We start from the raw sequence: 18,744 nt of genomic DNA, 5'->3' as shown, positions 1-18,744 counted from the left end.
AATCTTTCTTTTAAAATGCGGATGCTTTTAGTTTTAGTCCGAGTGTTGGTTCGAAACCCAACATCAAATTCATATTATGCACCGCCTGACCGGAAGCGCCTTTTATCAAATTGTCAATTACCGAATGGATGACGATGTGATCGCCCTCTTTTTCGATATGTAACAGACATTTGTTCGTATTCACTACTTGTTTCAAATCGATAGTTTCTTTTGACACAAATACAAATGGATTGCTTTTGTAAAAGTCTTCGTAAAGTGCGGTTAAAGCTGCTATATCCAAATTGGTTTGCAAGGTGGAACTGGTAAAAATCCCTCGGGTGAAATCGCCACGCCAGGGCACAAATTCCAAATTGACTTTATGATTGGTTAACTTTTCTAACGTATTACAAATTTCTGCTACGTGTTGGTGAGTCAACGTTTTATAAGCCGATATATTATTCGCTCTCCACGTAAAATGTGTCGTTTGTTGTAATGACTGTCCCGCGCCTGTAGAACCTGTTATGCCTGTCGTGTAAACGGTTTGCAATAATTCGGCTTTCGCCAAAGGCAATAAGGCTAATTGAATCGCGGTAGCAAAACAACCCGGATTGGCTATGTAATTGGCTGATTTTATGGCTTCTGAATTCATTTCGGGTAAACCATAAACAAATTCACCTTTGTTAAATGCTCCTTCCAATCTGAAATCATTTCCCAAATCGATGATTTTTACGTTATTACTAATCGAATGACTTTCAATCCAATTTTTGCTTTCCTTGTGAGGCAGACACAAAAACAAGACATCAATAGTATCGATATATTCATTGGTGAAAACCAAATCCGTTTCGCCAAACAAATCAGTGTGTACGCTCGAAACCGCATTGCCTGCCTGACTTCTACTCAAAGCAAAAGCAATGGCAATCTTTGGATGGTTCAACAACAATCGGAGGAGTTCACCACCGGTATAACCTGCAGCGCCAACGATTCCGATGTTATATTTGTTTTCCATGATTATAATTTATCAGGGTTTACTTGATTGTAAATCGCTAACGAATTGCTGATGATTTTAGAATAGCCTTTTACATCTTCGCCTGACCAAGTCAAGTTCATTTCGCCATAACTTCCGAATTTCGAAGCCATCAAGTCATTATTGGATTCGATACCGTTAAGCACAAATCTGTAGGGTAAGAGCGTTACGGTTACCTTTCCATTAACTGTGCTTTGTGTGTTAGCAAAGAAAGTTTCAATATCACGCATCACAGGATCTAAAAACAAGCCTTCGTGCAACCATGTTCCGTACCAATCGGCCAACTGGCTTTTTAGGTTTAATTGGAATTTGGACAGCGTATGTTTCTCCAACAAATGATGCGCTTTCAGAATGATTAATGCTGAAGCCGCTTCAAAACCGACTCTTCCTTTGATGCCTACAATCGTATCGCCTACGTGAATATCTCTTCCGATGGCAAACGGTGTCGCCAATTGTTCTAAATATAAAATCGCTTCGCTTGGATGCGAAAAGCTTGTGTTGTCTACTGCGACTAATTCGCCTTGTTTGAATTCTAACGTTATTTCGGTTTTATCGGCTTCTGTCTTTTCTAATTGCGATGGAAATGAAGCTTCCGGTAAAGAAAGATTAGATGTCAAGGTTTCTTTTCCGCCGACAGATGTTCCCCAAAGCCCTTTGTTGATAGAGTACAACGCTTTATCGAAGTTCATTTCGACCTTGTTTGCTTTTAGAAAATCAATCTCCGCTTCTCTCGACAATTTCAAATCTCTGATTGGCGTGATGATTTCGATAGTCGGACACATAACCGAGAAGATAACATCAAAACGTACTTGGTCATTTCCGGCTCCTGTGCTTCCGTGCGCAATCGCATCAGCATTGATACTTTTGGCGTACCCCGCAATAGATTTCGCCTGAATCGTTCTTTCGGCACTTACTGAAAGTGGATATGTGTTATTTTTTAAAACATTACCATAAATTAGATATTTTACGCAAGTATCATAATAGGTTTGCACCGCATCGACGCAAGTATAGGAATGAACACCCAATTCATAAGCGCGTTTTTCGATAGCCACAATATCTTCCGCAGAAAAACCACCGGTATTGACGGTTACGGCATGTACTTCATAGCCTTTATCTTTTGATAAATACACCGCACAAAAAGAAGTATCCAAACCTCCGCTATATGCTAAAACTACTTTTTTCATTGGATTCATTTTGTTTTTTAATTTCAGGCTGATCGAATAACATGGCGGTACACAAACAGTTTTTTTTGTCTTTCGATAGTAATATTTCATAGTTAACGCAGCTTTTACAGCCTTTCCAGAAGTTCTCGTCTTGGGTCAATTCGGAATAGGTTACCGGTTCGTAACCCAATTCGCTATTGATTTTCATCACGGCCAAACCAGTAGTCAAACCAAATATTTTGGCATTCGGATATTTCTCTCTGGACAGATTGAAGATTGCTTTCTTGATTTTTCGGGCCAAGCCCAATTTTCGGTATTTTGGAGCGACAATTAATCCTGAATTAGCGACAAATTTTTCATGGCTCCAGGTTTCGATATAACAAAAGCCAGCCCATTCGTTTTCTTCCGTTAAGGCTATGATGCTGTTTCCGTCTACGATTTTTTTACTCAAATAAGCAGCCGAACGCTTGGCAATTCCGGTACCGCGTATTTGTGCCGAGTGTTCCATTTCGGCTATTATGGCTTCGCAAAAGATTAAATGTTGCGCATTGCTTTGTACAATGGTGATAGTCATCCTTCTATTTTTTTTGACAAAAATAGATATTAATTATTACCAAACAAATAAATAAAGATAAAATATCTTAATTGTATAGCATTTAAAAGATTTTAAATCTTTTAAATGTTATTTATCACTCCTTTTCATCGCTCCACAAAAAAACCTTCAAGAACACGAGCGCAGCGAACTGGCGAAGCAAACTTGAAGGTTTTTTATTTGGGATTACTATAGTTATTTAATAAACCACATATTCCGTTATTTCTAATCCATATCCAATCATTCCGACACGCTTGGTTTGCGTCGTGTTTGAGATAAGGCGTATTTTGGAGATGTCAATATCATGGAGTATTTGCGCACCGATACCAAAATCCTTGACGTCCATCTTGATTTGTGGTACTTTGAAAATGCCTTCGGCTTGTAAATGTTTCAACTCGGTTAATCGATGCAATAAATCCGAAGAGTCAACTTCCTGGTTGATGAATAGAATGGCTCCTTTTTCTTCTTCAATAATTCGGTTAAAAACATCGTCCAGCTTTTTATCCATTGCGGTGGCTAACGTATTCAGTATGTCATTATTCGCTTGGGTAGAATTAATTCGGGTAAGTATTGGATCGCCCAAATTCCAGCTTCCTTTGGTCAATGCCAAATGTACTTGTTTGTTAGTGGTTTGTTGGTAGGCACGTAAACGGAATTTACCAAAACGGGTTTCGATCTCAAAATCATCTTTTTTGACAATCAAACTATCGTGTTGCATTCTATAGGCCACTAAGTTTTCAATAGAAACGAGTTTAAGATTGAATTTCTTAGCCACTTTTACCAGTTCCGGCAAGCGAGCCATAGAACCATCTTCGTTCATGATTTCACAAATTACGCCTGCCGATTTAAATCCGGCTAAGCGGGCAAAATCGATAGCGGCTTCGGTATGACCAGTTCGACGCAATACACCACCTTGTTTTGCAATAAGTGGGAAAATATGCCCAGGGCGCGCTAAATCGTAGGGTTTGGTGTCTTCCTTTATTAAAGCCAAAACCGTTTTAGCTCTGTCAGAAGCTGATATTCCTGTGGTTACACCATGACCTTTTAAATCTACAGAAACGGTGAAAGCGGTTTCCATATGGTCGGTGTTATTTTTTACCATCGAATGTAATTCTAATTCATCACAACGTTTCTCCGTCAATGGCGCACAGATTAAACCTTTTCCGTGAGTCGCCATGAAGTTTATCATTTCGGGCGTTACTTTTTCGGCTGCAGCCAAAAAATCACCTTCGTTTTCACGATCTTCGTCATCAACTACAATAATAATTTTACCTTGTCGAATGTCTTCGATGGCTTCTTCTATAGTGTTGAGGTGTATTTTACTTTCGCTCATTAGTTCGTGCTTTTAGAATATTCGGATATGACTTCTTTTAAATAACTTCTGTTGTAGAAATAAAACAGGATAAAGAACGGAAACCCGGCTGCTACAACCAAGTATATATTTAAATCTACTTTTTTGTCCATAATGGTTCCTATTTCATCCAATAGTTGTTGCGACTTGAACAATGCGGTATAGAAAACGCCGGCAACGACAAACGCTAGTATAATGGAGATAATAGTTTCAGGTTTTCCCAGAGAAGAAATCCCAAACAATATCAAATACGTTACAAAAGTTATTTTGCTATAGATTTTATATTGCTTGTTAAGTTCTTCGACTTTGTTATAATCGACATTATAAAGGTTGTTGGTAAGCAATAATTCTTCCTGTGTAATGTTTCTTGACTCCAGAACTTTCAGTGCTTTGTTGCGGTAATCATCTTTATAGCCAAATTGTTTAGCATCTTTTACAATTTTAATCAACACATCATTGTCATAGCCGTTGAGTTTTTCCCAATCGGTATCTTTTTCAACTGTGACCTGCTCCATGTTTATGACGGGCTGTTCCGTTAATTCTTCTTCGGTTTTGGTTGGTATAAATCGTTTGTAGATATCAGTTATCCAATCCAAATTTATGCTAACACCGCGGTCTTCAGTAGCTCTTTTGGTCAACAAAATTGCTAAAGGACCAAGTACAAAAGAAGACATCCAGCAACCTAAGAAAGGTGCTATTTCATCTTGCTGCGCCACTTTTTTTCCAAACGTATTGATGAAGTGAAAAATGATAAAAATAAGTATGGCAAATACTATAGGCAATCCCAATCCTCCTTTTCGGATAATGGCTCCCAAAGGCGCACCGATAAAGAACATTAGTAAACAGGCAAAAGCAATTACAAATTTATCGTAAAGTGCAATCCAATGCAGGTTGATGTTTTTTTGTTTGTCACCCAATTCAAAGCGTGAGCTTTCTAAAGTAAAGTTGGTTGCATCAACGTTACTGCTTGCTACCCTTAGTATTTGCGTTTTATCTGAAAAAGAAAAATTGTTTAATATATTGGCAGTATTAATTTGGGGTATATTGGTGCCGGTTGTAAAATTTGTACTGTTCATCGACGAACGTTGGTTTATGTTCTCAGCAATTGAAACCATGTCTTTGTTATAGTTTTTCTGCAAAGAATCAAGCGTAAATCGAAGTTCACCAACGGTAAGCATCGTATTGGTATTGGTGATTTGCTCTTCGTCCAGATTAGTATTGTTCAACTTTGAAAGGTCAATATTGATAACATAGGTTTTGAATTCGCTTTTGGCAAAGGGAACTTTGTTGCGATCTTCAAATTTTTTAGGAATAATGTCTTCGTAATAATTTCCGTCTCTTAAAACTAATTTCAGGGTGTTTGAGTTTTCACTACTTACTAATTCTCCTTTTTTAGCTTTTATAACAGTGTTGCTTCCTGCACCTGTGTTGGATAATTTATGAATGGTAACGCCACTAAGGTATCTTCCATTATCCCCTGATTTTTTCTCAACTTTAATATTATAACTTCCAACCTGACTGAACTGCCCTTCGGCTATAGCCATTGCGGGTTTTACCTGGGCTATATTTCTACGAAAGTTGATGAACTTATATTCGGCATACGGAATAACATTATTGGCAAAGATAAAGGCGACAACGCTGAGTATACAAATGAAGTAAATCAAGGTTCTCATCGAACGCTGCAATGATATTCCGGAAGACTTCATTGCGGCAAACTCATAATTTTCGGCTAAACTTCCAAAAGTCATAATGGAAGCCAATAAAACAGATAAAGGTAAAACCAACGGAATGATGCTTGGCATTTTGAACAAAAGGAACTTCAAAATCATTATGAAATCTAAGTCCTTACCGGCCAGTTCAGAAATGAACAGCCAAACAACCTGCAAAACGAATATGAAGAAGAGAATTACAAATACCGTAGTAAATGTAATGAGGAATGATTTTAATAAGTACTTGTCAAGTATTTTCACCCGAAATTAATCTAGTTTATTGATGTAGTAATTTGGATATTTACTAGCTACAAAGGTAAACTGATTTTTTGATAATGGCTGATTGGTTTTAAAAGAATTAACAGTAAGCGTGGTTTTAGTTCCATTTTTACCCATTTCAATCACATTGTAGATGTTTTTGGTTTGGGAATCAATACCCAATAAGACTTCTTTTCGTTGGTCTTTAGCATTGTTTGGTACTAATTTAATGTACTGTATTTTTCGTCCTTTTACGTCCTGAAGAATGTCCCAACTGTATTTATAACCACTGTTAAAAAAGGTAAGCATCTTAGATGGTGTAATCGAATTGTCATCCTTTTCATTTAAACTTGATATGGTAACTTCTTCGTCTTCAGGAACTATAGTGTAGCTTTTTTTACCATCATACATTTTGGTAACACCCATAAAATTCAACACATATTTATTGTCCTGAATAATTACATTTCCTTTACTCTCTTTGTTGATATTCTCCTTGTAATTATTGAGAGTGTATTTAAAATCAATGGTGATGTTGTTGTAGGATTTAATCTTAGCTGTTACCTGGTCTAACAACTCTTTTGCTTTTTTATCCTGAGCATTAGTAGTAAAAGTTACTAAAAGTAAAATAACAAAAGATACTAGCTTGTTCATTTTAATCATTATTTTGTTCATTATTAAAGAATTGGTCTAATGAAGCCAAGTCTGTAATGTTAACACTTCTTGCTTTGCTTCCTTCAAATGGACCTACGATTCCGGCGGCTTCTAACTGATCAATCAATCGACCCGCACGGTTGTAACCCAATTTCAGCTTCCTTTGCAATAATGATGCCGAACCCTGTTGAGCAGTTACAATTATTTCTGCCGCTTCTCTAAACAAACTGTCTCTTTCGGATATATCAAATTCCAAATTTACGCTACTGCCTTCTTCACCAACATATTCGGGTAATAAATAGGCACTGGCATATGCTTTTTGTGAACCGATGTAATCTACAATTCTTTCTACTTCTGGCGTGTCTACAAAAGCACATTGCACACGCACCAAATCATTTCCGTTGGAATACAATAAATCTCCACGACCTATTAATTGGTCAGCGCCTTGTGTATCTAATATCGTTCTCGAATCTATTTTAGAGGTAACTCTAAAAGCGATACGCGCCGGGAAATTGGCTTTGATGATACCTGTAATTACATTTACCGATGGTCGTTGGGTAGCAATGATTAAATGAATTCCGATAGCACGTGCTAACTGCGCCAAACGGGCAATAGGTGTCTCCACTTCCTTACCGGCAGTCATAATCAAATCGGCAAACTCGTCAACTACCAATACAATATAAGGCAGGAAACGATGCCCGTTTTCCGGATTTAATTTACGTGCTTTAAACTTCTCGTTATATTCTTTGATGTTACGAACCATCGCGTCTTTTAATAACGAATAACGATTGTCCATTTCAACACAAAGCGAATTTAATGTATTGATTACTTTGTTGTTGTCGGTAATGATTGCATCTTCTGTATCTGGAAGTTTTGCCAAATAATGACGTTCAATTTTATTGAAAAGCGTTAGCTCGACTTTCTTTGGATCAACCAAAACAAACTTAACTTCCGCCGGATGTTTTTTGTACAACAACGAAGTTAATACCGCATTCAATCCAACCGATTTTCCTTGTCCGGTTGCACCAGCCATCAAAAGGTGTGGCATTTTTGCCAAATCCACCACAAAGGTTTCATTCGAAATAGTTTTCCCTAAAGCAATAGGCAATTCCATTTCGGCTTCCTGAAACTTAGCTGAAGAAATCACAGTCTTCATTGGAACCATCGTCGGATTTTTGTTTGGAACCTCGATACCAATCGTTCCTTTTCCCGGAATAGGTGCAATGATACGAATACCTAATGCTGCCAATGACAAAGCGATATCGTCTTCAAGGCTTTTGATTTTGGAAATACGAATTCCGGCTTCCGGTACAATTTCATATAGTGTTACCGATGGACCGACTGTAGCTTTTATTTGGGCAATATCGATTTTGTAGTTTTTTAAGGTTTCTACAATTCGGTTCTTGTTTTCTTCCAGCTCTTCCTGATTGATGGTAATACCAACCGAAGTGTATTCTTTTAGCAAATCAATTGTCGGGAATTTGTAGTTGGATAATTCCAATGTTGGGTCAAATTCACCAAAGTCAGCTACTAATTTAGCAGCCAGATTTTCTTCTATAACATCTTCATCAGCGGCTTGTTCAATGACAAAAGCTTCGTCATGTGTTTCTATAACTTGTGGTTGTGGAGTAGGAGTTGGTGCAACCGTTTTTATGATTGGTTCCAAATTGATTTCGGAAGCGTGTTCAATAGTTGGCTTTAAGGCTTCTTTATTGATTTCGAATTGAGAAGGCTTTAAAGTAGGCTCTTCAAGTTCTTCCTCTTCTTTAACGGCAAATTCTTCCAGATTATAATCGGTTCCGCTTTCAGTTGAAGTCAATCCATTCAAATCATCTTTGATGTCGGCGTGTTTCTTTTCGAAGAACGTTTTCACAGCGTCCGGAGAAATTTTTATTTTGAAAATTAAATAGATAACTATCGCAAAGACAATTCCGAGTAATGTTCCGATTTTACCAATATAATCCTGTATAAATAGATTGAGTTCGTAACCTATAGTTCCGCCTAATTCGGGAATAGTAGTAGCAAAAAATCCAAACGTTATCGACAACACGATGATAGCAAACAAATCCCAAAACCAAGTGTTTTTGAGTTTTCGGATAGGTAAGTCTAACAGCAAAAAGGCACCACTCAAAAAGCACAACTTGACAAATAGGAAGGATGCTACTCCAAAACCACGATAGATAAATAAGTCGGAAATGTAAGCACCAAATTTACCCAGCCAGTTTTCTACAGGAACATTTCTATCGGTAATCGCATCAACCGCACTCTGATCGGCTTGACCGTAACCAACACCATTTCCGGATACAAAGAAGGAAATAAAGGAAACCAAAAAAGCAATTGACAATAAAACCAAAAGAAAACCAAACAGCATTCGGTATTGCTTTTTGGTCTTTAAAATTTTAATATCCGATTGGGGATCTTTTTCTTTTACTTCTTTTTTTACTGTTTTTGCCATTGGTTAGTTATATCGCTATAAAAATAGAAATTTAATCGAATGTTTATAGAAATTTCGGAACATAAATTAATAATCCTACTACTATGGCAGCGGTTGCAGCAAACATCACGGCACCTGCGGCAATGTCTTTGATAAAACCAATTCTGTCATGGAATTCAGGGTGAATGAAATCAGCAATTTTTTCGACGGCTGTATTCAGACTTTCGATTCCCAAAACCAATCCAAAAGCCAAAGTCTGCATCATCCATTCTTCTCTTGAAATTTCGAAATAAAATCCGGCAATTACCAGCAAAACAGCTAATGAAAATTGTACCATCACGCTGTGCTCCGTCGTGATAAGTTTATAAGCACCTTTAAGTGCAAAACCTACGCTTTTTAATCGTCCGGTGAAAAAAGAATTGTCTTTTTGGAATTCCATATTTCAGTATTTAAAGTGCTGCAAAAGCAGCTTCATAATTGGGTTCGTTTGAAGTATTAGCAACCTGCTCCGTATGTCTGATAATTCCGTTTTCATCAATAACAATGACTGCTCTCGATTGTAAACCGGTAAATGCCCCTTCAACAAATTCAAGTCCGTAATCTTTTCCGAAATTCCCGGTATTAAAATCAGAAAGATTTATTACGTTTTCCAATCCTTCAGCACCACAAAAACGTCTTTGGGCAAAAGGCAAATCACGTGAAATGCACAAAACCTTAGTGTTTTCAAGTTTACTGGCGTCAGCATTGAATTTTCGAACCGAAGTGGCACAGGTCGCCGTATCAATGCTTGGGAAAATATTCAGGACTAATTTTGTTCCGGTAAAATTATTCAGGCTTACAATAGATAAATCGGTTGCCGATAATTTAAAATCAGGTGCTTTTGTTCCCACTTTTGGCAATTCGCCATTAGTATTTACAGGATTTCCACCGAATAGTACTGAAGCCATAAATGTAGTTTTTTGAGCGTCAAAAGTAATGAAAATATTTAGGATTTAGGGTAAACATATAGCTGTTGCTAAAAAAAAACATGTAAAATAATTTGGTTTATAATATTATTATATCGTAATATTGCAATATAATAATATAAAGAATTATGGGAGCCTCTAAATCTGATTTTTTTACCGACAAACAAAACGAACTTGCCTCGTTGTTTAAAGCCTTGTCACATCCGGCAAGAGTTGCTATTATTGAATATTTGTTGACCGTGGACACTTGTATTTGTGGTGATATTGTGAATGAGCTGCCTTTGGCACAACCTACAGTTTCACAACATTTGAAAGAACTGAAAAACGCAGGAATTATCAAAGGAAACATTGAAGGTACTGCGATTTGCTATTGTATAAACGAAACTACGTTGAAGAAAATTGAAAGTTACTTTTCAATCATCAACAGCCAATTAAAAAATAAATGTTGTTAAATTTTAAAATTCGAAATCATGAAATTATCAGAAATTAAAAAAGAATTGAATAGCTTGACTACAATTGCTTTTCAACTGCCAAACGGCGAATTAGTACCCAATCATTTTCACGTAACAGAAGTAGGTAAAGTGACAAAGCATTTTATCGATTGTGGCGGAACTATTCGGAATGAAGAAATCGCTAATTTTCAACTGTGGGAAGCTAATGATTATGACCATCGTTTGCATCCTGAAAAATTAGTTCACATTATTGAACTTTCAGAAAGAGTTTTAAATATGCCCGATTTGGAAATCGAAGTAGAATATCAAATGAAGGATACCATCGGTAAATTTAGCCTTGGTTTTGATGGTACTAATTTTCTTTTAACTTCAAAAGAAACCACTTGTTTAGCCAAAGATAACTGCGGAATTCCTGCCGAGAAAATCAAAGCAAAAATAGGTGAGTGGAAAGAAAAAGCTTCTTGTTGTGGTTCAGATGCAGTTTGCTGTTAAGTTATGAGAGATAAAGTAATTAAATATAAAAAACCAATTGTAATTACCAGCGGAATTATAATTCTCAATTTGATGTTTGGATTGGATATCCGATTTACAATTATTAATTTGCTTTGGCTTTTAGTATAATTATGAAAAGAAAACAACATTGGGAAAACGTATTTTCTACCAAAACTGAAAAAGAAGTGAGTTGGTATCAACAGTATCCGCAAACCTCTGTTGATTTTATCACTGCGCTGGAATTATCTTCAGATGCCAAGATCATTGATATTGGTGGCGGTGATAGTTATTTGATTGACGCTTTGTTGGACTTGGGTTATACCAATGTAACTCTGTTGGATATTTCTGCTAATGCGATTGAACGTGTTAAAAAAAGATTGGGTGATAAGGCCAGTCAAGTTACTTTTATTGAATCCGATATTTTGGAATTTGTTCCTGTCGAACAGTATGACTTATGGCATGATAGAGCCTGTTTCCATTTTTTAACAAGAAAAGAGGATATTGAACAATATGCCGAATTGGCGGATAAAGCTATAACCAAAAAGGGTCGAATGTTCATTGGTACTTTCTCAGAGGAAGGTCCAAAACGATGCAGTGGTTTAGACATCAATCATTGCAATGAGGAAAGCCTGAGTTTGGTTTTTGAAAAAGATTTTCAACTAAAAGGCTGCTTTTCCGAAAACCATAAAACACCTTTTGGCACCACGCAGAATTTCCTTTTTTGTGGATTTAAACGAAAGAATATTGTATGAAAAATATATTAGTATTGTGCACAGGAAATAGTTGCCGAAGTCAGATGGCACATGGTTATTTATCATATTTTGCCAATACAGATAAAGTTACGGTGTATTCCGCCGGTGTTGAAACGCATGGTGTAAATCCGTTGGCAATTGCCATAATGAAAGAAGACGGTGTTGATATTTCGAAACATACTTCGAATAATGTTGAGGAGTATTTTGATATTCCTTTTGATTATGTAATCACCGTTTGTGATAATGCCAAAGAGCGTTGCCCGTTTTTTCCAACCCAAGCGATAAAGCTGCATCATAATTTCCCCGATCCCTCCAAAGTAAAAGGTTCTACAACGGAAGTGATAGAAGAGTTTCGAAGGGTAAGAGCAATGATTAAAGAATATTGTAAAGACTTCATAACAGAAAACCAACTCGATTGAGTTGGTTTTTTTATTTTAATGTCCGTCAAACAGTCAATAACTATTTGATTTTAAGTATAGTTCTATTATCTTTATAGTACTAAAAAGCGAGACTTATGAATAGAATTCTAAAATTACTTGTACTTGTTTCTTTATTGTTTTACGCTTGTAAAAATGAAAACAAGCAGGAAGTAAAAGCTGTAGTTGGGAAAAGTAATTATGGCTGTGCTCCCGAAACTACTGATGCAAAATGGTTTGAAACCGATAAAAAGGCACCACTTTTTAAAGGCATGGATGTTATTGATTTTTCAATTAGCACTAAGAATGAGGAAGCTCAAAAGTACTTTAATCAGGGATTGGCTTTTGCCTTCGGTTTTAATCATGCAGAAGCTGCACGTTCTTTTTATTATGGGACTAAATTAGATTCTAAATCGGCTATGTGTTTTTGGGGTTATGCCTATGTATTGGGTCCAAATTACAACGCTGGAATGGAACCCGATAATTATGAAAGAGCCTATAGCGCCATTCAACAAGCGCTAAAACTTTCAGTCAATGCGTCTGAAAAGGAAAAGGCATTAATAAAGGCGTTATCAAAAAGATATGTTGCCAAATCAGTTGAAGACAGAAGTGCATTAGATAGTGCTTATTCGGAAGCCATGAAGAATGTAGCTAAAGAATTTCCCGATGATACTACTATTGCGGCTTTATATGTCGAGTCCATTATGGATATGCATCCTTGGGATTTGTTTGATAAAAATGGTGTTGCCAAGTCATGGACACCTGAAATCATTAGGTTGCTGGAAGAAATATTAAAGAAAGATCCAAAACACATTGGTGCCAATCATTTCTATATTCATGCAGTTGAAGCTTCTAATACAGCAGAAAGAGCCAATGCTTCGGCAAAACGTTTTGATGAAGGATTAGCTCCAGCTTCAGGCCATTTGGTGCACATGCCTTCACATATTTATATCAGAACCGGTGAATATCACAAGGGAACTGTGGCCAATATTAATTCGGTAAAATTAGACAGCATCTATGTTACCATGTGCCATGCTCAAGGCGCTTATCCGTTGGCGTATTATCCGCATAATTATCATTTTATGGCAGCTTGTGCTACTTTGGAAGGAAATTACAATTGGGCAAAAATAGGAGCAGACAAAACATCAAATCTTGTGCATCCAAAGACAATGATAGAACCTGGTTGGTCAACCTTGCAGCATTTCTATGTTATCCCATATTTTGTGTCAGTGAAATTTGGAAAATGGGATGCTATTTTAAAAATGAAATTGGTTTCCGATACGCTAAAATATCCTGTAGCTATTTCTCATTATGCTAAAGGAATGGCTTATTTAGGAAAAAAAGATATTGCGAAAGCAAAAGCCGAGTTAGCAAAATTGGAAGTTTTAGCCAATGATGATGCCATGAAAAAAATGACGATTTGGGATATCAATACGATGTATGATGTTTTGCAAATTGCAGGTAAAGTATTGAAAGGTGAAATTTTAGCTTCGGAAGGAAACTATAAACAAAGCATTCCGCTGCTTGAAAAAGCGGTTACAATTGAAGACGGATTAAATTATAATGAGCCACCGGATTGGTTTTTCTCGGTGCGGCATCATCTTGGTGCGATGCAAATTGAAGCCGGAAAATATTATGATGCTGTAAAAACCTATCAGGAAGATTTGAAGCGATTTCGTAATAATGGCTGGGCGCAACACGGATTGAAATTGGCTTATCAAAAGCTGAATAATCCAGCCAAAGTAAAAGAAATGGATGCTTTGCTTGCTAAAAGTTGGGCAACTGCCGATGTCAAAATCACAACTTCCCGAATTAAATAACAAAAGCCGACTCATTGAGTCGGCTTTTTATTTGAAGCTTAGTTTGTTTTAAACGTGTAAAGCTCTATCATCTGTAGCTGCTAATGCAGCTTCCTTAACGGCTTCCGCAAAGGTTGGATGCGCGTGTGACATTCTTGAAATATCTTCAGCAGAAGCTCTGAATTCCATTGCGGTTACCGCTTCGGCAATCAAATCGGCACAACGTGCACCAATCATGTGAACACCTAATACTTCATCGGTTTTAGCATCGGCTAGTATTTTAACGAATCCATCATTATCAGCACTTGCTCTGGCTCTTCCTAAAGCTTTGAAAGGAAAGCTTCCCGCTTTGTAAGCAACTCCGGCTTCCTTTAATTGCTCTTCTGTTTTACCAACAGCAGCAACTTCAGGCCAGGTGTAAACAACACCCGGAATTAAATTATAATCGATATGTGGTTTTTGTCCTGCTAAGATTTCGGCAACTAAAGTTCCTTCTTCTTCGGCTTTGTGAGCTAACATCGCGCCACGAACCACATCACCAATCGCATAAATATTTGGAACATTCGTTTGCAAATGGTCGTTTACTTCAATCATTCCGCGGTCAGTAACTTTTACGCCTGCTTTATCAGCAGCAAGTCCGTCAGTGTATGGACGACGACCAACAGCTACCAGGCAATAATCGCCTTCAAAAGTTACGGTATTTCCTTTGGCATCATCCGCCTGAACGGTTACAGTTGCACCTTTTCGGGTTACTTCTTTTACTTTATGAGAAGTATAGAATTTCATGCCTTGTTTTTTCAATACTTTGGTTAATTCTTTAGACAAACCGGCATCCATTCCAGGAATGATTCGGTCCAAAAATTCAACAACAGATACTTGTGCGCCAAGTCTTAAATAAACTTGTCCTAACTCAATTCCGATAACACCACCACCAATGATGATTAAGTGTTTAGGAACTTCCGGCAATTTCAAAGCTTCTGTTGATGTTATGATTCTTTCTTTATCCAATTTGATAAAAGGAAGCGAAGATGGTTTTGATCCTGTAGCAATGATTGTATTTTTAGCTTCAATGGTTTCTGATTTACCATCGGCTTTTGTGATTTTAATTTTGGTAGCGCTTTCAAAAGAACCTAATCCTTCAAAAACGGTAATTTTATTTTTATCCATTAGGAATTTCACGCCACCTGAAGTTTGGTCAACAACTGCTTGTTTGCGGGCAATCATTTTCCCTAAATCCACTTTTACTTTTCCGGAAACCTCAATTCCGTGATCAGCAAAGTGTTGTAATTCTTCGTAATGGTGTGAGGAAGCCAATAATGCTTTTGATGGAATGCAACCTACGTTAAGGCAAGTTCCTCCTAATGTTGAATATTTTTCGATGATGGCGGTTTTGAAACCTAATTGGGCACAACGAATAGCTGAAACATATCCGCCGGGACCAGAACCTATAATGACTACGTCAAATGAACTCATAATTAGTTAGTGTTTATTTTTTTTGCGTCACAAAATTACAGTTTTTATTTGATTTTTTGTAAAAGATTTAGACGTGATTTTTAGCCTCGATTCCTTCGGCAGTCGCTTCGCTCGTGTGGAGCAAGTCTCGTCTTTTGGGACCAGAAGCGGAAAGCGGGAAGGAAAGTGATAAAAACAACTCTCGTCCGCTTCTAATTCCAAAAATACAATCACTTTATAAGAGAATTTTTAGCTTTATTTTTTATTAATAAGGATAAGCATACAAGAAGTTTTAAAAATGTATTTTTAAATGTTAAAATTTTGAAAATCAGTCAAAATACAATTTCATTTTTGTAAGTTTGATATAGAATATTAGAAGTAATTATTCCAATATATTGTTAACGGAATAATGAATAAAAGTGTTCAAAAAGGAGAAGCTTTAGCAGTAAAAAGCCATCCTTATTATACTAATCTAAGCATATTATACAGTAGCCGTTAAGAATGAATTTTTTGTCCTTTTGCAGTTGGTAATAAAACCAACAAATTAAAATAATATAGACAGTAACTGCCTGTCGAAAAGCAAAAGTGGGTTATTGGTAAACTTATCTGGATTGTGTAGGAAATCCGTTAGAGAACATTCTTTAACGGATTTTTTGTTTTCAGAAAACAAAAAAATCACAATTTATCTTTAACGGATTTTTTGTTTTTAGAAACAAAAAAATCACAATTTATCCTTAACGGATTTTTTGTTTTCAGAAAACAAAAAAATCACAATTTATCTTTAACGGATTTTTTGTTTTCAGAAACAAAAAAATCACAATTTATCCTTAACGGATTTTTTTTATATTTAGCCCATGAAAAAACTACTATTACTTTTTATACTCCCTTTTTTATCAGGATGTTCAAGCGATGACTCCAGTGGGCATGGAACTATTTCAATGAAGATTGATGGTGTATTATATGAATACACCAAAATTTCTGTTGGTTATGAAAACACTTCCGATCTGCTTGGAAATCCTGCACAGGTACTTTATATCCGCGCTGAGGATGACGATAATACCTTTGAGCACAGAGAAGCATTTGTATTTAGACCTTATCGAGGTGGTACTTACAACCATCAGATATTGATTGCTGCCCGGATTATCAATGAAGGCGCTTTACAGGAATACAGCTGGAATGCACGTCAGGAAGATTTAACGGACTGTATTTTTTACCAAAATGATTCACGCGGTTTTAGAGGCCGATTTGAAGGACAGCTGCATGACGGTGGAGAAATATTAAATGTAACCGAAGGCACTATTGACATTACTTATGGCAGTAACAATTATGGTCCAAGTGGTGGTTCTGAATTTGGGAAAGCTGCTCAATATAAATAAGGACAATAGACTAATTAAAAAAAATCCCGATTTCTGAATTTGAATCGGGATTTTTTTGTGTTTATTTTTTATTGAGTTTACTGTTTTTATAACCATACATGAAGTAAACGACCAGTCCAATAACCAGCCAAACACCAAACCATTTCCAATTGGAAACCGCCATTCCCGTTAGCAGGTAGCAGCAGGAAATTAATCCTAATAATGGTATCAATGATAAGTTCTTCATAAAGGCAATTACAGCCATTACGATACAAAGAATAAAGAACACAATCAAAGGTAAGTTGGTAGCTACTTTATCTCCTGTACAATTAAAGGTTTCAGCAAAATAATTTGGTAGATAGTACTGAACAACAGCAATAGTTCCTATGCAAATCAATGGGAATATGAATTTTGAATTCACATACGGAATTCTGAATTTTCCTTTGGTAGCTCGTTCGGCTAGTTCTGCTTCGCTTTGTGGAGATAACAATAAAACACCACCACAAACTAGCACAAAAGCAAATAAGGTTCCGATGCTGGTAAAGTCTAATACAAAGTTTTCATCGGTAAAGAATATCGGAATACCAACAACCAAACCGGTAACTATCGTTGCAAAACTTGGTGTTTTGTATTTCGGATGTATTTCAGAAAATTTCTTTGGCATCAATCCATCACGACTCATCGTCATCCAGATACGAGGTTGTCCCATTTGGAAAACTAACAACACACTTGTCATGGCTACAACTGCAGCGATAGAAACAATAAACAGCATCCATTTGACACCTTTCAACGCAAATATTTCTGCCAAAGGATCGCTAACACCAAGAAGTGTGTATGATACCATTCCGGTGATAACCAACGCCAAAATGATATAGACTACAGTGCAAATTACCAAAGAATAAATCATTCCACGAGGTAAATCGCGCTGCGGATTTTTGCTTTCTTCTGCCAAAGTTGACACAGCATCAAAGCCAATATAAGCAAAGAAAACCGCTGAAACACCACCCATAACTCCGCCAAAACCATTTGGCATAAACGGTGTCCAATTGTCAATATCAATATAAAATGCACCCACAACAATAACCAAAGCAATGATGGCTAATTTTATATAAACCATTACGTTACTAAAATTCTTGGACTCTTTAGTGCCACGATAAACCAAATAAGTGATAAGTAAATTAATTACGACGGCAGGCAAGTCAAAAATAATACGTAGACCGCCAAGAGTTGGAGCCGTTTGCCAGGCAGTTAATCCTTCACCGGCTTTATTAGCTAACAAAGCGTCTTGTGCCGATTTATAATTGATGGTCAACCACTCGGGCAAGTGCAGATGAAAGCTTTCGAGCAGATTGGTAAAATAGCCACTCCACGAAAAAGCGATATAAATATTTCCAATCGAATATTCCATAATCAATGCCCATCCGATAATCCACGCAAACAATTCGCCAAAAGAAACATACGCATAGGTATAAGCACTACCGGAAACGGGAACCCGCGAAGCAAATTCGGCATAACATAAAGCAGTAAAACCACAAGCAATTGCACAAATCACATATAGAAACACAACGCCCGGTCCACCCGAAAAACACGCATTTCCAATAGCACTAAATGTACCACCACCAATGATAGCCGCTATACCAAAGAAGGTTAAATCTCTAACGTTTAGAACTTTATTTAAGCCGGAGTGTTCACCATCACCGCCTTGCTTTACTATAATTGAGGTTGATTTTTTTCGGAATAGTTTGGATAATAACATGTTTATTATTTTGGTTACAAAGAAACAAATATATAAAAGCAAATGATATTATCTTTAAATATAAGTTTTGGCAATTTATAAATAGTAATATATAATTAAAAACTATTACAAAAGATGACAGTTATCATTAGATTTGGTTTTTAA

17 protein-coding genes and 1 pseudogene are annotated in these 18,744 nt (G+C 36.7%); 7 read left to right on the top strand and 11 right to left on the bottom strand.

What is annotated here, in order from left to right; all coding sequences use genetic code 11:
* Nucleotides 1-10 precede the first annotated feature (10 nt).
* From argC to GS03_RS11640, 5 genes and pseudogenes are all read right to left on the bottom strand, one after another.
* A complete protein-coding gene (gene argC, locus GS03_RS11660; protein WP_136152720.1) occupies nt 11-985 on the bottom strand; it encodes an N-acetyl-gamma-glutamyl-phosphate reductase in 975 nt (324 codons plus the stop codon).
* Between the two features lie 2 nt (nt 986-987).
* Nucleotides 988-2,187 (bottom strand): argininosuccinate synthase, encoded by a 1,200-nt coding sequence (locus GS03_RS11655; RefSeq protein ID WP_136152719.1) that lies wholly within the window; start codon nt 2,185-2,187, stop codon nt 988-990.
* Nucleotides 2,162-2,740, bottom strand: coding sequence for a GNAT family N-acetyltransferase (locus tag GS03_RS11650; RefSeq protein ID WP_136152718.1), 579 nt, complete (start codon nt 2,738-2,740; stop codon nt 2,162-2,164). Before GS03_RS11650 ends, GS03_RS11655 begins: the two co-directional genes overlap by 26 nt.
* A gap of 217 nt (nt 2,741-2,957) precedes the next feature.
* On the bottom strand, nt 2,958-4,091 hold the full coding sequence (ribB, locus tag GS03_RS11645) for a 3,4-dihydroxy-2-butanone-4-phosphate synthase (protein ID WP_136152717.1): 1,134 nt from the start codon (nt 4,089-4,091) through the stop codon (nt 2,958-2,960).
* A 563-nt stretch (nt 4,092-4,654) separates the two neighbouring features.
* A pseudogene (locus tag GS03_RS11640) lies at nt 4,655-6,004 on the bottom strand (LptF/LptG family permease); the annotation flags it as partial.
* On the opposite strand from GS03_RS11640, the gene GS03_RS13410 reads away from it, so the two are divergent.
* Nucleotides 5,940-6,089 (top strand): hypothetical protein, encoded by a 150-nt coding sequence (locus GS03_RS13410; protein WP_246034213.1) that lies wholly within the window; start codon nt 5,940-5,942, stop codon nt 6,087-6,089. The pseudogene GS03_RS11640 and the gene GS03_RS13410 sit on opposite strands and share 65 nt — an antisense overlap.
* Here the strand turns inward: GS03_RS13410 and GS03_RS11635 are convergent.
* The 4 genes from GS03_RS11635 to tpx are packed head-to-tail and all read right to left on the bottom strand — an operon-like array spanning nt 6,086 to nt 10,108.
* On the bottom strand, nt 6,086-6,727 hold the full coding sequence (locus GS03_RS11635; RefSeq protein WP_136152715.1) for a LolA family protein: 642 nt from the start codon (nt 6,725-6,727) through the stop codon (nt 6,086-6,088). The two genes, GS03_RS13410 and GS03_RS11635, sit on opposite strands and share 4 nt — an antisense overlap.
* A gap of 1 nt (nt 6,728) precedes the next feature.
* The gene (locus GS03_RS11630; protein WP_136152714.1) at nt 6,729-9,182 is read right to left on the bottom strand and encodes a DNA translocase FtsK; all 2,454 of its coding nucleotides are present in this window, start codon (nt 9,180-9,182) and stop codon (nt 6,729-6,731) included.
* A gap of 43 nt (nt 9,183-9,225) precedes the next feature.
* Nucleotides 9,226-9,600: a diacylglycerol kinase family protein gene (locus GS03_RS11625; RefSeq protein WP_136152713.1), complete on the bottom strand. Its 375-nt coding sequence runs from the start codon at nt 9,598-9,600 to the stop codon at nt 9,226-9,228.
* A gap of 10 nt (nt 9,601-9,610) precedes the next feature.
* Nucleotides 9,611-10,108, bottom strand: a complete 498-nt coding sequence (gene tpx, locus GS03_RS11620; RefSeq protein ID WP_136152712.1) for a thiol peroxidase — start codon at nt 10,106-10,108, stop codon at nt 9,611-9,613.
* 146 nt (nt 10,109-10,254) lie between these two features.
* Between tpx and GS03_RS11615 the strand changes: the two genes are divergently transcribed.
* From GS03_RS11615 to GS03_RS11595, 5 genes are all read left to right on the top strand, one after another.
* A complete protein-coding gene (locus GS03_RS11615) occupies nt 10,255-10,578 on the top strand; it encodes an ArsR/SmtB family transcription factor (RefSeq protein ID WP_136152711.1) in 324 nt (107 codons plus the stop codon).
* 18 nt (nt 10,579-10,596) lie between these two features.
* Nucleotides 10,597-11,070 carry a DUF6428 family protein gene (locus GS03_RS11610; RefSeq protein WP_136152710.1) on the top strand — a complete coding sequence of 158 codons (474 nt, stop codon included), beginning with the start codon at nt 10,597-10,599 and terminating at the stop codon, nt 11,068-11,070.
* A 131-nt stretch (nt 11,071-11,201) separates the two neighbouring features.
* A complete protein-coding gene (locus GS03_RS11605) occupies nt 11,202-11,822 on the top strand; it encodes a class I SAM-dependent methyltransferase (RefSeq protein ID WP_136152709.1) in 621 nt (206 codons plus the stop codon).
* Nucleotides 11,819-12,241, top strand: coding sequence for an arsenate reductase ArsC (locus GS03_RS11600; RefSeq protein WP_136152708.1), 423 nt, complete (start codon nt 11,819-11,821; stop codon nt 12,239-12,241). Before GS03_RS11605 ends, GS03_RS11600 begins: the two co-directional genes overlap by 4 nt.
* Nucleotides 12,242-12,336: 95 nt before the next feature.
* Complete coding sequence (locus GS03_RS11595; protein ID WP_136152707.1) at nt 12,337-14,058, top strand: tetratricopeptide repeat protein; 1,722 nt, start codon at nt 12,337-12,339, stop codon at nt 14,056-14,058.
* A gap of 48 nt (nt 14,059-14,106) precedes the next feature.
* On the opposite strand, the gene lpdA is transcribed toward GS03_RS11595, so the two are convergent.
* Nucleotides 14,107-15,510, bottom strand: coding sequence for a dihydrolipoyl dehydrogenase (gene lpdA / locus GS03_RS11590; protein ID WP_136152706.1), 1,404 nt, complete (start codon nt 15,508-15,510; stop codon nt 14,107-14,109).
* Nucleotides 15,511-16,343: 833 nt separating this feature from the next.
* Here lpdA and GS03_RS11585 point away from each other — a divergent pair.
* Nucleotides 16,344-16,865, top strand: coding sequence for a hypothetical protein (locus tag GS03_RS11585; protein ID WP_136152705.1), 522 nt, complete (start codon nt 16,344-16,346; stop codon nt 16,863-16,865).
* A 61-nt stretch (nt 16,866-16,926) separates the two neighbouring features.
* Here GS03_RS11585 and GS03_RS11580 read toward each other — a convergent pair whose 3' ends face one another.
* Entirely contained in the window at nt 16,927-18,600 is a 1,674-nt protein-coding gene (locus tag GS03_RS11580) for an amino acid permease (RefSeq protein ID WP_136152704.1), read from the bottom strand.
* Nucleotides 18,601-18,744: the final 144 nt, after the last annotated feature.

The organism is Flavobacterium sangjuense (assembly GCF_004797125.1).
GTDB lineage: Bacteria > Bacteroidota > Bacteroidia > Flavobacteriales > Flavobacteriaceae > Flavobacterium > Flavobacterium sangjuense.
The sequence above is the reverse complement of the archived record's forward strand: the minus strand, read 5'-3'. Positions and strand labels throughout refer to the sequence as shown.